Genomic DNA, 14739 nt, shown 5'->3' with positions numbered 1-14739 from the left:
GCACCACAGCGCATTGGCAATTCTAGGACGCCGTCGCGGAACCACCCATATCCAGTGCCAGATAGCTGGCTTGCTGTGGCGTCGGTCACATCACCGGATCGCGCGAACCTCGGGTTCTTCGATCCGGATAACCGCCATGTTCGCCTCCTCCAGCAGATCGGGCAGATCCTGCGGATACACCGCCTCCCCACCGTTCTGGATCGCACGGATCTCGGCCCCGGTGCACCACCGGTGTTCGCTGATCGTGCGCTGTTCCAGTTCGGTGAATCCGCCTCGGTGCGGGACGAACTCGTCGGTCTGCGCGGCGAAGAACAGTTCCTCGGACCGGATCAGTTCACCCGCGAACGGGAAGATCGCGACGCGCCGCCACAACGGTCCGGACCTCGGCGAGCTCGAGCCCCGACGGCTCGGACCGTTCGGCGATCTCGAAGTACGTCGGCAGCGGTGCGGTACCGCCCAGGTGGAGCCACCGCACCGGTCGGCGCGTGCGCAGGGCGAGGGTGTCGCGCACGGCGTCGTTGTGGAAGCGCCGCGCGATCAGTACCCGCGCCTCGGCGTCGGCCAGCTCGGCGACCAGCTGGGGTCGCAGACGATGGGTGTCGAGCGCCGTCAGAGCGCCGGACAGCGCGTTCTCGGCGACCTCTCGATGCGCCCGGTCCGCCCGTTCGGCCTGGTCCGCCAACGCCGACAGTCGCTTGCCCTCGACCGAGGTGGACGTCATCGCCGACGCGATCGCGCGGACCACGACGGCCCGGCGCGCGAGCGCGGCATCGAGGGCCTGCCAGGACAGATCGGAGCGCACGTGCAACCGGTCGAGCCGATTGGCGGTCGCATAGGCCCACGCCCCGACCGTCACGATCACCGCGGCAACCAGCGCGAGGATCAGGATCGTCATCGCGGAGAATGTCACGAGCGAACCTCACGGACGCCGCTGCCGCCGACGGTGACCGTCTCGTAGACCCGCAGGATCTGCTCGGCGACCACCGGCCAGTCGTACTCGGCCACCACTACACTCGCCACGTCGGTGAGCGCGCGACGGCGGCCGTCGTCGCCGAGGACGCCGTCGATCGCGGCGGCGAGCGACACCGAGTCGCCGACCGGCACCAACAGGCCCGCGGTGCCGTCGCGCAGCACCCGGCGGAACGCGTCCAGTTCGCTGGCCACGACCGGGGTCCCGGCGGCCATCGCCTCCACCAGCACGATGCCGAAGCTCTCGCCGCCGAGGTTGGGCGCGCAGTACACGTCGGCGCTGCGCAGCGCCGACGCCTTCTCCGCGTCGCTCACCTGCCCGAGCAGGCGCAGGTGCCGGGCGTACCGTCCGGCTTCCTTGCGGAGTTTGTCCTCGTCGCCGCGACCCACCACGAGAATCTCGATGTCCGGGTACTTCTCGGCGAGCGTCGGCAGCGCCCCCAACAACACCGCCATGCCCTTGCGGGATTCGTCGTAGCGTCCGAGGAACAGGACCGTCTTGCCGGGGCGCGGATAGCCGGGCAGCGGTACGGCGTTCGCGAACGCCGGCACATCCACGCCGTTCGGGATCTCCACCGCATCGGAGCCGAGCGACTCGACCTGCCAGCGACGCGCCAGTTCCGACACCGCGATCCGGCCGCTGATCTTCTCGAGATAGGGCTGTAGGACGCCCTGGAAAGTGCTGAGCACCAACGATTTCGTGGTGGACGTGTGGAACGTCGCGACGATCGGCCCCTCCGCGATCTTCATTGCGAGCATCGACAGGCTCGGCGCGTTGGGTTCGTGGATGTGGAGCACGTCGAAATCGTTGTCGGCGATCCAGCGGCGCACCCGCGCATAGGAGACGGGGCCGAACGTCAGTCGGGCCACCGAACCGTTGTAGGGAATCGCGACGGCCCGACCGGCCGAGACCACGAAATCCGGGAGTTCGGTGCCCTCGGACGCCGGCGCGAGGACGCTCACCTTGTGACCGCGTTCGATCAGCACCTGTGCCAGTTCGACGACGTGCGCCTGCACACCGCCCGGAACGTCGAAGGAGTACGGGCAGACCATGCCGATCTTCATCGCGACTCCATCCGGGCCCGGCGGGCTGCCGACAGGTCGTCCAACCACAGCGGTTGGAGCATGTGCCAGTCTGCCGGGTGCGCCGCGATGTTCGTCTCGAAACGCGACGCCAACGCCTGGGTGGCGGCGCTCAGCCCGCCCGAGACGTCGATCGGCGGATCGACCGAGAAACCCCAACCGTCGTCCGTGAACCAGCAGTGCACGGGCAACAGGGCCGCACCGGTTTCGATCGCGAGCTTCGCCGGCCCGGCGGGCATCCGGGTCGGTTCACCGAAGAACGTGACCGGAACCCCCCTGGCGGCCAGGTCCCGCTCGCCGAGCAGGCACACGATCTTGTTGTCCCGCAGGCGTGCCGCGAGCTCGCCGAACGGCGGGGTCTCGCCACCGCTGAGTGGGAAGATCTCGAATCCGAGCCCCTCGCGGTAGTCGACGAAGCGCTGGTACAGCGACTCCGGCTTCAGGCGTTCGGCCACGGTCGACAGACCACCCCAGTTCTGGGTGCACCACACGCCGGCCATGTCCCAGTTGCCGGTGTGTGGCAAGGCCAGTACCGCACCGCGGCCCTGGGCCATCGCGTGTTCGAGGTACTCCTGGCCCTCGACACTCGAATCGATCGCCGCCGCGGTCGCCTCCAGATCCATCGACGGCAGGCGGAACGCTTCCCGCCAGTAGCGGGCGTACGACCGGAGGGAGTCCCGGATCACCTCGTCCGGCACGTCCTCGGCCGGCACACCCAGCACCCGAGCGAGGTTCCGGCGCAACTGCTGCGGGCCACCGTTCCGGCGTGCCGCGAAGTCGGCACCCGCGTCGAACAATGCCGTTGCCACCCGCTCGGGCAGGGCTCGGACGACGCGCCACCCCGTCGCGTAGCCGAGATCCGTCACCCGTTCCGAGAAAGTCACGACGCGGATTCCTCTCCGCCACCGGGCTTCTCGTCGACACCCTTCGGTGCGATCGGCAGCAGATCCCGCGCACCCGCCGAATTACGTACCGCGAGGACACGCTGGAAGACGGTGATGATGCTCGCGACGGCGAGGATCCACATCGCGACGTAGACCGCCCAGTGCAACCAGCCGATGTCGAAATGTCCTGCGATACCGGTGAGTCCGGCACCGACGAGCACGATGATCAACCGGTCCGGACGCTCGATGAGCCCACCGTCCGCGGACAGGCCGCTGGCCTCCGCCCGCGCCTTCGCGTACGAGATCACCTGCGAGCTCACGAGGCAGATCAATGTCGCGATCAGCAGGCTCTTGCTGTTCTCGTGGTAGACGGCCCACCACGCCAGACCGGCGAAGATCGCGCCGTCGGCGATCCGGTCGCACGTGGCATCGAGCACCGCCCCGTAGCGCGTGCCGCCCCCTCGGGCACGCGCCATGGCACCGTCGAGCATGTCGAACATCACGAAGAACCAGATGAAGATGGTTCCCCAGAACAAATGACCGGACGGGAAGAGCGTGAGCGCACCCGCGATACTCGCGACGGTGCCGATCACCGTCACCGTGTCCGGCGTCAGCCCGGTCTTCACCAGTGCCTGACCCATCGGCGCCGTCACCTTGGACACCGACGCACGGCCGAAGAAACTCAGCATTCCGCTCCCCCCTCTCGCCACCGGTAGAGGTGCCGGGCCCTGTCGGACCCGGCTTCCGATCCTGCCATTCCGAATCCCCGAGGGACCCGGCCGACTCTGTCGATCACTCGTTCCAGGCCCCCGCGAGCAGCGCACGCGTCTCGCGCAGCAACTGCGGCATCACCTTCGCACCCCCGAGGATGGTGATGAAGTTCGCGTCCCCACCCCAGCGCGGAACGATGTGCTGGTGCAGGTGCTCGGCCAGCGAACCTCCGGCCGCCGCCCCGAGATTGAGTCCTACGTTGAAGCCGTCCGGACGCGAGACCCGCTTGATGACCCGGATCGCCTTCTGCGTGAACGCCATCAGCTCGGCGCTCTCCTCCGGCGTCAGATCCTCGATCGCCGCGACCCGCCGGTACGGCACCACCATCAGGTGACCGGGGTTGTACGGGTACAGGTTGAGCACCGCGTACACCGACTCGCCACGAGCGACGATGAGCCCCTCTTCGTCGCTCATCTTCGGGATCTCGCTGAACGGGCCCTCGCTCGTGCTGGACGTCTTGGGCGCCTCCGCGATGTACGACATGCGGTGCGGCGACCACAGCCGCTGCAGCCGATCCGGGTCACCCGGACCCGTGTCGACGAGCGCACCGGCTTCGTTGGTGCCGTTCGACTGCTCGGTCACTGGGCACCGCCGACGAGTTCGGCTGTGGGCGAGGCGTTCTCGCGACGGCCGATCCACGACACGATCGTCTCGACCGCATCCGCGACCGGTACGCCGTTGACCTGGGTGCCGTCACGGAAGCGGAAGCTGACCGCGCCCGCCTCGACGTCCCGCTCGCCCGCGAGCAGCATGAACGGCACCTTCTGGGTGGTGTGGTTCCGGATCTTCTTCTGCATGCGGTCGTCGCTGACGTCCACGTCGGCCCGAACGCCGGCGGCCTTGAGCTGCTTGACGACGTCGAACAGGTGATCCTCGAACGCCTCGGCGACCGGGATACCGACCACCTGGACGGGCGCGAGCCACGCCGGGAACGCGCCCGCGTAGTGCTCGGTGAGCACGCCGAAGAACCGCTCGATCGAGCCGAACAGCGCGCGGTGGATCATCACCGGTCGCTGCTTGGTGCCGTCCGAACCGGTGAACTCGAGGTCGAACCGCTCGGGCAGGTTGAAGTCGAGCTGAATGGTCGACATCTGCCAGCTGCGGCCCAGTGCGTCCTGCACCTGCACGGAGATCTTGGGGCCGTAGAACGCGGCTCCGCCCGGATCCGGCACCAGGTTCAGCCCGGACGCCTCACCGACCTCGCGCAGCGTCTCGGTCGCCTCTTCCCACAGCGCGTCGTCGCCCACGAACTTGTCGGGGTTCTTGGTCGACAGCTCCAGGTAGAAGTCGTCGAGGCCGTAGTCCTTGAGCAGGCCCAGCACGAACTTCAGCGTCGTGGTCAGCTCGTCGCGCATCTGCTCCTTGGTGCAGTAGATGTGCGCGTCGTCCTGCGTCATGCCGCGGACGCGAGTGAGGCCGTGCACGACGCCGGACTTCTCGTAGCGGTACACCGAACCGAACTCGAACAGCCGCAGCGGCAGCTCGCGGTACGAACGGCCACGCGACCCGAAGACCAGGTTGTGCATCGGGCAGTTCATCGGCTTGAGGTAGTAGTCCTGGCCCGGCTTGCGCACCGTGCCGTCCTCGTTGAGTTCCTCGTCGATGTGCATCGCCGGGAACATGCCGTCGCGGTACCAGTCGAGGTGACCGGAGACCTCGTACAGATGTCCCTTGGTGATGTGCGGCGAGTAGACGAACTCGTAGCCCTCCTGCACGTGGCGCTGGCGGGAGTAGTTCTCCATCTCCTGACGGATGATGCCGCCCTTGGGGTGGAACACCGGCAGGCCGGAGCCCAGCTCGTCGGGGAAGGAGAACAGGTCCAGCTCGGCACCGAGCTTGCGGTGGTCGCGACGCTCGGCCTCGGCGAGCAGCTCGAGGTGCTTGTCGAGCGCTTCGGTCGACTCCCACGCCGTGCCGTAGACGCGCTGCAGGTCCTCACGGCTCTGATCACCGCGCCAGTACGCGGCCGAGCTGCGGGTGATCTTGAACGCCGGGATGTACTTCGTGGTCGGGATGTGCGGGCCGCGGCACAGGTCCTTCCAGATCACCTCGCCGGTGCGCGGATTGAGGTTGTCGTAGATCGTCAGCTCGTTGCCGCCGACCTCCATGACCTCGGGGTCGTCGATGCCCGACTTGTCGCTGATGAGCTCGAGCTTGAACGGCTCGTTCGCGAGTTCGGTGCGGGCGTCCTCGATGTCGTCGACGACGCGGCGGGAGAAGCGCTGCGCATCCTTGATGATCTTCTTCATCCGCTTCTCGAGCTTCGCCAGATCCTCCGGCGTGAACGGGCGGTCCACCTGGAAGTCGTAGTAGAAGCCGTCCTTGATCGGCGGGCCGATGCCGAGCTTGGCCTCGGGGAACTCCTGCTGCACGGCCTGCGCGAGGACGTGCGCGGCCGAGTGCCGGATCACGCTGCGGCCGTCCTCGGTGTCGGCGGCAACCGCCTCGACCTCGACGTCGACGTCGGGAATCCAGGACAGGTCCTTGAGCTGACCCTCGGCATCGCGGACGACGACGACGGCGTCGGAGCCCTTACCGGGCAGTCCGGCCTCGCGCACCGCCGTGCCCGCGGTCGTCCCGGCGGGCACTCGGACGCGTGCGGCTGGGGTGGCGGATGCGGGCGTGGTCACGGCGATGCGCTCCTAGGTATGAGGGTGTGCCCCGGGATGAGGGGCGATCCCATGTTATCGGCACCGCGTCGCCATCAGTGGCACCGTCCCGCCGTCGCGCCGACAGACGGCTACAGGGGGCTCTCCAACCACGACTGATCGAGCCCCACCCACGTTCCGATCAGGCCGAACGTGCCGAGCACCCACAGAGTCGCGATGACGACGATCGTGGTGAAGAGCACGCCGAGTGCCTTGATGACGACGGACTGGCGCGAGAACCACACCATGAAGCGGTCGTAGCGAGCGCGTACCCAGTGCAGCAATCGGTGCGCCCACGCGAATTCGGACGCGAGGATGCCCAGCCCGGCGAAGACGATCAGCCAACCCGGCCCGGGGTACGGAATTGCCACGATTCCGGCCGAGAGAACGAGGAGACCGACGATCCCGACACCGATCCGGTAGGCGAGATTCAGTGAGGTGTTCGCGGCGATCCGCCGGCGTCGACGGCGCCAGCGGTTCTCGACTTCTTCGAGTGCCTCGATCGGATGGAAGCCGTCGTGGCCCGACCCGGCGCCGGCCTTCCCGCCGACCGTTCGGTCGTTCACAGTTCGGTCACCCACACGTCCACACCCACCGTCGCTTCGAGTTTTCTGCCAGTCGACCTACCGACAGATCCAGCGTACCGACGGCGATGGTCGACCGGATCCACCCGCCACGGCGCCGACGGTAGGAAGATGGGTACGGGCAGACCCGGCCACGTATTCGTTGTCGCATCTCCCGACCGTCGGCGGTGAATCACGCGGATTGGATCGCCACCGTCGGAAGTCGAACCCTCACCGCCCGGGAGGAGTGTGACGCCGGTGTTTCTCCGCCGCGGTTCCGGCACGGCCGGTCCAGGCCCAACTCTCGACGAAACGCGTCTCATCGATCCCGAGCCCAGTCCTCGGTCGGCGCGCGGGTTGGTCTCCTCCACGCCCGGCAAGCTGGCGCTCATCGGGGTGGGGTTGATCACGATCGTGCTCCTCGCGGGCGCCCTGACTTCCGTCGCGATCGTCGCCCGCGAGAAGCGGATCGACACCCTGCATCTGGAGACAGGGCCACTCACCAACTCCGCCCAGGAGCTCTACAGCTCGCTGTCGATCGCGGATGCGGCCGCCACGGCAGGGTTCCTCTCGGGCAGAGTGGCACCGCAGGCCATCCGATACCGCTACCGTCAGGCGATCGGCGAGGCGTCGACCGCACTGATCTCGGCGGCGAACGGCATCTCGGCGAACGACACGCAGTCGCAGGAGTTGCTCGCGGAGATCTCCAGAGGCCTGTCCACGTACACCGGAATCGCCTCTACTGCACGTGCGAACAGCCGGGTCGGAAACGCGGTCGGGGTCTCGTACATCAACGAGTCTTCCGCGCTGATGCACGACACCATACTGCCGGCGGCGCAGCATCTGTACACCAAACAGGCCGACGCCCAAGCGAACACCCAACAGAGCCTTGCTCGGCCGCCGTGGACCGCGATCGCGCTGTGTATGTTCACGCTGGTCGCGCTGATCGGCACCCAGATGTATTTGACCAGGCTCAGCCATCGCCGTTTCAATCCGGGCCTGATCGTGGCCTCGGCGTTGATGGCCCTGCTGGCGATCTGGCTGTCGATCGCCGGACTGCTCTCGGCCAACGCCAGCGCAAACGAGATGGCGTCCGCCGAGTCGATGGACGCGCTCGTTCGGGCGCGAATCCTGGCCCAGCAGGCCCGCGCCGACGAGACCTTGGGTCTGCTCCGTCGGGATTCCGACACTCAGAGCGAACAGGAATATGCCCAACACACCGCGGAACTCGCCCGGATACTCGACGGTTTCCGGGCCACGACCGCACAGAACGATGCGGCGGATGCCCAGCTGAACGACGCCATCGCCGCGCTCGACGGCTGGGAGAGCGCCCACCGGGACCAGCGCCAACGACTCGGCGCGGGAGACTACGTCGGCGCGGTCGACGTCGCAGTGGGCGGCGGGCCGCACGATGCGGCGGCGCAGTTCACCCGGCTCGACGACACGTTGGAAAGTGGGATTGCGAGCCTGCGGGGGCAGTCCAGCGAGTACATCGCGCGCTCCTCCTCGTCGCTGAGCCACCTCGACGTCGGCGGTGCGACGCTCGGCGTGCTGTGCGGATTCGCCGTCGGCGCCGGCATCTGGCCCCGTTTGAGCGAGTACCAGTGACAAAGCGAGTACAACTGATGAAGAAGGCCACGGTTTCAGGGGCCACATGGTGAGCATGACGGCACGAAGCATCGCGAACATCGCGCGGCGGCCGAAAGGACGTCGCTGGTTGACGGTTGCCTGCGCGGTCGGCGCAAGTGTGCTGGTCGGATGCGCCGACGCCCACCCCCCGCCGCCGACGCCTGTCGGCACCTACACCACGCTGCCCCTGCCGAGCGCGGCGACGATCGTCCCTCCCCCGACGACGACCGTCCCCGGGGTCGCGGACTGCGATGCCACCGCCAGCCTGCGCCCGAGTCCGCCCGGCGTCATTCCTCCCGGAGGCACCGTGTCTGAGATCGTCGCGCGGGGGAAGGTGATCATCGGAGTCGACCAGCGCAACTACCTGTTCAGCAACCGCGACCCCGCCACCGGCACGCTCGAGGGCTTCGACGTGGACATTGCACACGAAGTCGCCCGTGATCTGCTCGGCGACCCCGCGAAGGTCGAGTTCCGGCTGATCAACCCGGCCGACCGGATCAAGTCGGTACAGACTTCCGATGTCGACATGTTCATCATGTCCACGACGATGACCTGTGCCAGGGCTGAACAGATCGCCTTCTCCACCCAGTATTTCGAGGCCCATCAGCGGTTGCTCGTGCCGCGGAACTCCGGGATCAGCGAACCGGCGGACCTGGCGGGCAAGCGGGTGTGTTCCGTGGCCGACACCCCCGCGGTGTACGCCGTGCAGCGGGAAGTGCCCGACGTCGAAATCGTCAGCGTGGTCGACTGGGGTGACTGCCTGGTCGCCATCCAGCAAGGGCAGGTAGATGCGGTGAGCACCGACGACGGCCTCCTGCTCGGTATGGCGGTGCAGGATCCGACGCTGGAGATCGTCGGCCCCGTCATGGAGGTCGCGCCGTACGGCATCGGCATGAACAAGAACGACGACGACCTGGTGCGCTCTGTCAACGGCACGCTCGAGCGCATCGGGAAGGACGGAACGTGGACGCAGATCTACAACCGTTGGCTCACTGCGCTCGGGCCGTCGCCCGGTCCCCCCGCACCCCACTATCAGGACTGACCGGATGACTCCGCCAACGGAAGGCACAGCCGACAGCGCCGCCACCGATCGCGCCGAACCCCCGGACACCACCGCCGCCGATACTGCTGCGACCACTCCCGACACTGCGGCGACCGCCCGTGACGCCGCCACCACCGCTGGCGCGACAGGTGCTGTGCCGCCGCCCCCCAGGTCGAGACGAGCCGGACAACGTGGCGGGCCCCGGGTCACCTCGGGTCACCGAACCATCGGCGACGGACTGGTCGAGATCCCCGTCATCGCGGCGCTCGATCCCTCGTCCGCGGTGCTCAGCAATCCGGTGCTGGCGGAGGACAAACGCTACTGCACCAAGTGCCGCAACCCTGTCGGACGCACGCAGGCAGACGCTACGGCGCCGACCCGGGGTGTGTGCGCGAATTGCGGCACCGGTTTCTCGTTCGGTCCGCGGCTCGAACCAGGCGAATTGGTGGCCGGACAGTACGAGGTGCAGGGCTGCATCGCCCACGGCGGTGTCGGCTGGATCTATATCGCCATCGACCGAAATGTCGACGATCGCTGGGTGGTACTCAAAGGACTGCTGCATGCGGCCGATCCGAAGGCCCAGGCGGTGACGGTCGCCGAACGGCGCTTCCTCGCCGAGGTCACCCATCCGAGCATCGTCAAGATCTTCAATTTCGTCGAGCATCCCGACGCGGACGGCTCCCCCGTCGGGTACATCGTGATGGAGTACATCGGCGGCACCACACTCAAGGACCTGCTCCGCACCAGCGCGGACGAGGTCGGACCGGCACGGATGCTGCCGCTCGACCTGACCCTCGGCTACATCCTGGAGATCCTGCCGGCATTGAGCTACCTGCACTCGATCGGGCTGATCTACAACGACCTCAAGCCCGACAACATCATGGTCAGCGAGGGGCAGGTCAAACTGATCGACATGGGCGCCGTCGCCGGGTTCGAGGACTGCGGATTCATCTACGGAACCCCCGGCTTCCAGGCGCCCGAGATCGTGGCGACCGGGCCCACCGTGGCGAGCGACATCTACACCGTCGGGCGCACCCTCGCGTCGCTCACCGTTGCGCTGCCGACGAAGCAGGGCCGCTACCTCGACGGCCTGCCCGATCCAGCCCACGAACCACTGTTCCAGCAGTACGAGGCGTACTACCGCATGCTGCGGCGGGCCACGAATCCGGACCCGGCCCAACGCTTCTCGTCGATCGACGAGATGTCCACCCAGTTGACCGCGCTCCTGCGCGAGATAACGTCCAGGGAGTCCGGCCGGCCACGACCGGGACTGTCGCAGCAGTTCAGCCCCCCACGCGGGAGCTTCGGCACCGACCTGACTATCCGTCGGACGGATGTGTTCGTCGACGGCCGGCCCCACCACGGGCGCCCGAGCGCGCTCGCAATGGGTCGAGCGTTGCCCGTTCCGCTGGCGGATCCCGCCGATCCCGGGGCCGCGCTACTCACCGCAGCGATGCACAGCACGCCGCGCGAACTCCTCGGCACCCTCCGCGTGGCGCGTGAACGCAGTGCCGCCGCTCCCCGCGGCCGGCTCGGGGACAGCCTGGAACTGCCCCTGATGGAGGTTCGCGCGCACCTCGATCTGGGCGACGCGCAACGGGCCGCTGATCGGCTGGCCGAGCTCGCCCGGGAACACCCGCGCCGCTGGCGGATCAGCTGGTATCAGGGCCTGTGCGACCTGCTCCGCGGGGAGTACGAGGCGGCGTTCTCCCGTTTCGACACGGTGCTCTCGGCGTTGCCCGGCGAATTGGCACCGAAGCTGGCACTGGCCGGGACCGTCGAACTGATCCTGGACCGACGTACCGACAACCGCCTGTCCACCGACTCCCCGGCTGTGGTCGACGAGCAGTGGCGCACGGTGGCCGAGCGGTACTACGGGACCGTATGGCAGACGGACCACAGCCTGGTCAGTGCCGCGTTCGGTCTCGCGCGGCAGCTCGAGGCCCGCGGCGATCGGCAGGGCGCAGTACGGATACTCGACCAGGTACCGCCCGACTCCCGACACTTCGGCGAGGCCCGGCTGACGACCGTATTGGTCCTGGTCGGTCGCCTACCGGTGGCCGAGATCAGCGAACGGGATCTCAAGGAAGCGGCCGATCGGGTCGAGCGGCTACCGGAGACGGAACCTCGCGCACTGCAGATGCGCGCGCACGTGCTCGGCGTGGCAGTGGACTGGCTCGAGTCCGGCCGGTCGGCGGCGCTGCCTCTGATCCTGGGGGCCCAGTTCACCCAGCGCAGCCTGCGCGCCGGCGCCGAGGAGGCGCTGCGAACGCTCGCCCGGAACACCGCCGAGCGCACACACCGATACACGCTGGTCGACCTGGCGAACGCAATCAGACCCACGACATGGGTGTAGCGGTGACCAGATCCACGATTTCCGCCCGAACGCAAAAATCGCCCCTCGGAGAGGGGCGATTCTGCAATCAGCCGTGGCGAACCCCGACCTTGGTTATCTTCTGTGGTCCCGGCTGGGATCGAACCAGCGACCTTCCCGGTGTGAACGGGACGCTCTTCCACTGAGCCACGGGACCGAACCGCGCTAACCACTCGCGGTCGAACGAGACGAAACACTAACACGCACTTGTCGCGAACACGAATCCCCTGGTTGTTATTCGTTTTCGGGCCCGCGACGCCTCGACGTAGGACCGAAGCTCACCGATCGCACCCGACCGCGCGCCGGTCACCGCGCGACCCAGGTCCTCAGGACGGCGCTAGCAGCCACGCTCCCAGGTATGCGCTCGCGCGCACGCGCGCACGTGGGTGAATCACTTCCAGGAGCGCCTCGATGGGCGCGCCACTTCGCCTCGCTTCCGCCCGCTTCGCCGACGCCGGAAAGAACCGTTCGTGCCTGTCGGTCCGGTATTCATCGGGCGTTCACCAGCGCACTCGACCCGAAGGTCTGCCATATTTCGCCGCTGACCTGCTGATTTGTGCCTTTCTCGAATGGTCCGCTAATGTTCTCACCGCACCGGGGAAGCGGAAACGCCCCGCCGGTGCGAATGCGGATGTAGCGCAGCTGGTAGCGCATCACCTTGCCAAGGTGAGGGTCGCGGGTTCGAATCCCGTCATCCGCTCGAGAGGTTGGACTCGACCTTTTATGGTGGAGTGGCCGAGTGGTGAGGCAACGGCCTGCAAAGCCGTGCACACGGGTTCGATTCCCGTCTCCACCTCGCGCGATTAGCTCAGCGGGAGAGCGCTTCCCTGACACGGAAGAGGTCACTGGTTCAATCCCAGTATCGCGCACCAAGTTTCGAGGCAGTATGCTGCTGAGAATCTTGAGTGTTACAACATGCGGATGTAGCGCAGCTGGTAGCGCATCACCTTGCCAAGGTGAGGGTCGCGGGTTCGAATCCCGTCATCCGCTCCACGGTCGGCCCTGGTAGCCGGCCAAGGGAGCCCGGTTTTCCGGGCTTCCGATCTTTGACCCGCGCGATTAGCTCAGCGGGAGAGCGCTTCCCTGACACGGAAGAGGTCACTGGTTCAATCCCAGTATCGCGCACCACCGAGAAGGGCACCTCCACTGGAGGTGCCCTTCTTGCGTTCGATCCCCATCGAGTTCCGGGGCGCCCGCTCGATTCGAACCTGAGGGATTCCTCATGTATCGTCGGGCGTGCCATCCCCCCCGATGGTGCGGAGCCCCAGCCCTGACCCCCCATCCACGGCTGGGGCTCACTCATTTCCGGGCGGGCAGCCTCCCGCCACCCGCCCGTCGCGCCTACCCGCCGTGCCGCTTCGCGAGCAGATCGCGGAACCAGTAGTAAGAATCCTTGGGCGTCCGCTCCAAAGTGTCGTAGTCCACATGAACGAGCCCGAAGCGTTCGCGGTACCCGGCGGCCCATTCGAAGTTGTCGAGGATCGACCACACGAAATAGCCACGGACGTCCACGCCGGCATCCATCGCCTCGCGAACTGCGGCCAGGTGGTCCGCGTGATACGCGATTCGACGATCATCGCGCACACGACCCGACGAGTCCGGATCCGGGTCGTGGAACGAGCACCCGCTCTCGGTGATGTACACCGGCGGCAGAGCCGCTCCGAACCGGTCCCGGAAGATCGTGAGGATCTCCCGCAGGCCGTCCGGGACGATCGGCCAGCCGAAGTCGGTCTTCGGATAGCCTTCCAGCGGCACCGGCGCGAACGGCATCCCTGGCGGCAGATCGACCTCGAGCACCCCCTCCGTTCCCTCGCCGTCCCGGGGCGCGGCGATGATCGTGGGCTCGTAGTAGTTGATACCGAACCAGTCGAGTGGCTGGGCGATGATCGCCAGGTCGTCGTCGACGGGTCCGGTGAGCAGGGCCGCGAGTTCGTCGGCCGGATACTTGCCGAGCAGGACCGGGTCGGCGAACGTCCAGTTGACGATGTGGTCGTAGATGTCGGCGGCCTCGATGTCGGCCTCGGAGTCGCTCGCTGCATGGACGGGCGCGTGGTTGGACGCGATTCCGATGTTGCCGCAGCCCGCCGAACGCAGTGCCTGCACCGACAGGCCGTGGCCGAGCAGCTGATGGTGCGCGGCCTGCAGTGCGCCGAAGCCGAGCGACAGCCCGGGCGCGTGGACTCCGAGGGCGTGACCGTAGAGCGTATGTACGACGGGCTCGTTGAGCGGCATCCACATTCCGACCCGGTCACCGAGTCGCTCCCCCACGATGGCGGCGTACTCGGCCAGGCGCTGCGCCGTCGCCCGGTTCAGCCATCCCCCGTCGTCCTGGAGGGCCTGCGGCAGATCCCAGTGGAACAGCGTGACCGCCGGCGTGATTCCGGCCGCACACAGTTCGTCGACGAGCCGGTCGTAGAAGTCGAGGCCGGCGGGATTGACTTCGCCCTTGCCGTCGGGCTGGATCCGCGGCCACGACACGGACAGCCGGTACGAGTCGGTGCCGAGCTCGCGCATCAGGCGCACGTCGTCGCGGTAGCGGTGATAGTGGTCGATCGCGATGTCGCCGGTTTCGCCGCGCACGATTGCTCCAGGGACAGAGCAGAATTCGTCCCAGATCGAACGGCCACGCCCGTCCTCGGTCACCGCCCCTTCGATCTGGTACGCCGCTGCCGCGACACCGAAGACGAAATCGTCGGGGAATTCGGGAATTGTTCGTTGTACCGCCATGATGAGCAGTGAAGCAGAGAACCCCACGAAACGGAGCGAAATATTGGAC

10 protein-coding genes, 6 tRNA genes and 1 pseudogene are annotated in these 14739 nt (G+C 67.3%); 8 read left to right on the top strand and 9 right to left on the bottom strand.

What is annotated here, in order from left to right:
- Positions 1-90 precede the first annotated feature (90 nt).
- The 7 genes and pseudogenes from AB4Z09_RS05270 to AB4Z09_RS05240 form a co-directional block, all read right to left on the bottom strand.
- Positions 91-910: pseudogene (locus tag AB4Z09_RS05270) on the bottom strand (exopolyphosphatase).
- Positions 907-2034 carry a glycosyltransferase family 4 protein gene (locus AB4Z09_RS05265; RefSeq protein WP_114724170.1) on the bottom strand — a complete coding sequence of 376 codons (1128 nt, stop codon included), beginning with the start codon at positions 2032-2034 and terminating at the stop codon, positions 907-909. The pseudogene AB4Z09_RS05270 and the gene AB4Z09_RS05265 overlap by 4 nt, the downstream one beginning before the upstream one ends.
- Positions 2031-2936 (bottom strand): phosphatidylinositol mannoside acyltransferase, encoded by a 906-nt coding sequence (locus tag AB4Z09_RS05260; protein WP_442239307.1) that lies wholly within the window; start codon positions 2934-2936, stop codon positions 2031-2033. The genes AB4Z09_RS05265 and AB4Z09_RS05260 overlap by 4 nt, the downstream gene beginning before the upstream one ends.
- Positions 2933-3625, bottom strand: coding sequence for a phosphatidylinositol phosphate synthase (gene pgsA, locus AB4Z09_RS05255; protein WP_114724172.1), 693 nt, complete (start codon positions 3623-3625; stop codon positions 2933-2935). Before pgsA ends, AB4Z09_RS05260 begins: the two co-directional genes overlap by 4 nt.
- A 103-nt stretch (positions 3626-3728) precedes the next feature.
- Positions 3729-4289, bottom strand: coding sequence for an HIT family protein (locus tag AB4Z09_RS05250; RefSeq protein ID WP_302675483.1), 561 nt, complete (start codon positions 4287-4289; stop codon positions 3729-3731).
- The gene (thrS, locus tag AB4Z09_RS05245; RefSeq protein WP_114724174.1) at positions 4286-6337 is read right to left on the bottom strand and encodes a threonine--tRNA ligase; all 2052 of its coding nucleotides are present in this window, start codon (positions 6335-6337) and stop codon (positions 4286-4288) included. The genes AB4Z09_RS05250 and thrS overlap by 4 nt, the downstream gene beginning before the upstream one ends.
- Positions 6338-6447: 110 nt before the next feature.
- Positions 6448-6858, bottom strand: coding sequence for a TIGR02611 family protein (locus AB4Z09_RS05240; RefSeq protein WP_174914651.1), 411 nt, complete (start codon positions 6856-6858; stop codon positions 6448-6450).
- Between the two features lie 417 nt (positions 6859-7275).
- Here AB4Z09_RS05240 and AB4Z09_RS05235 point away from each other — a divergent pair, with 417 nt between their 5' ends.
- Genes AB4Z09_RS05235 through AB4Z09_RS05225 form a run of 3 tightly spaced genes read left to right on the top strand, consistent with a single transcriptional unit; the run spans position 7276 to position 11945 of the window.
- Positions 7276-8526, top strand: coding sequence for a hypothetical protein (locus tag AB4Z09_RS05235; RefSeq protein WP_442239306.1), 1251 nt, complete (start codon positions 7276-7278; stop codon positions 8524-8526).
- A 55-nt stretch (positions 8527-8581) separates the two neighbouring features.
- Entirely contained in the window at positions 8582-9589 is a 1008-nt protein-coding gene (locus AB4Z09_RS05230) for a transporter substrate-binding domain-containing protein (RefSeq protein ID WP_254622907.1), read from the top strand.
- Positions 9590-9593: 4 nt separating this feature from the next.
- Positions 9594-11945, top strand: coding sequence for a serine/threonine-protein kinase (locus tag AB4Z09_RS05225; protein WP_174909852.1), 2352 nt, complete (start codon positions 9594-9596; stop codon positions 11943-11945).
- 103 nt (positions 11946-12048) lie between these two features.
- Here the strand turns inward: AB4Z09_RS05225 and AB4Z09_RS05220 are convergent.
- Positions 12049-12120 (bottom strand) — tRNA-Val (locus AB4Z09_RS05220).
- A 470-nt stretch (positions 12121-12590) separates the two neighbouring features.
- On the opposite strand from AB4Z09_RS05220, the gene AB4Z09_RS05215 reads away from it, so the two are divergent.
- The 5 genes from AB4Z09_RS05215 (at position 12591) to AB4Z09_RS05195 (ending at position 13091) form a co-directional block, all read left to right on the top strand.
- Positions 12591-12663: transfer RNA gene (locus AB4Z09_RS05215), tRNA-Gly, on the top strand.
- A 25-nt stretch (positions 12664-12688) separates the two neighbouring features.
- A tRNA-Cys gene (locus AB4Z09_RS05210) sits at positions 12689-12759 on the top strand.
- Position 12760: 1 nt separating this feature from the next.
- Positions 12761-12835, top strand: a tRNA-Val gene (locus tag AB4Z09_RS05205).
- A 45-nt stretch (positions 12836-12880) separates the two neighbouring features.
- Positions 12881-12956: transfer RNA gene (locus tag AB4Z09_RS05200), tRNA-Gly, on the top strand.
- A 60-nt stretch (positions 12957-13016) separates the two neighbouring features.
- Positions 13017-13091, top strand: a tRNA-Val gene (locus AB4Z09_RS05195).
- Positions 13092-13304: 213 nt separating this feature from the next.
- Here the strand turns inward: AB4Z09_RS05195 and AB4Z09_RS05190 are convergent.
- Positions 13305-14690 carry a GH1 family beta-glucosidase gene (locus AB4Z09_RS05190; RefSeq protein WP_254622981.1) on the bottom strand — a complete coding sequence of 462 codons (1386 nt, stop codon included), beginning with the start codon at positions 14688-14690 and terminating at the stop codon, positions 13305-13307.
- Between the last annotated feature and the right edge of the window lie 49 nt (positions 14691-14739).

Origin of the sequence: Rhodococcus sp. TAF43 (assembly GCF_052113525.1) — a bacterium.
GTDB lineage: Bacteria > Actinomycetota > Actinomycetes > Mycobacteriales > Mycobacteriaceae > Prescottella.
The sequence above is the reverse complement of the archived record's forward strand: the minus strand, read 5'-3'. Positions and strand labels throughout refer to the sequence as shown.

What these genes read in the sequence shown, in the direction of transcription:
- AB4Z09_RS05265 (WP_114724170.1), bottom strand. Translation starts at nt 2,034, where the DNA reads ATGAAGATCGGCATGGTCTGCCCGTACTCCTTCGACGTTCCGGGCGGT.
- pgsA (WP_114724172.1), bottom strand. Translation starts at nt 3,625, where the DNA reads ATGCTGAGTTTCTTCGGCCGTGCGTCGGTGTCCAAGGTGACGGCGCCG.
- AB4Z09_RS05230 (WP_254622907.1), top strand. Translation starts at nt 8,582, where the DNA reads ATGACGGCACGAAGCATCGCGAACATCGCGCGGCGGCCGAAAGGACGT.
- AB4Z09_RS05225 (WP_174909852.1), top strand. Translation starts at nt 9,594, where the DNA reads ATGACTCCGCCAACGGAAGGCACAGCCGACAGCGCCGCCACCGATCGC.
- AB4Z09_RS05190 (WP_254622981.1), bottom strand. Translation starts at nt 14,690, where the DNA reads ATGGCGGTACAACGAACAATTCCCGAATTCCCCGACGATTTCGTCTTC.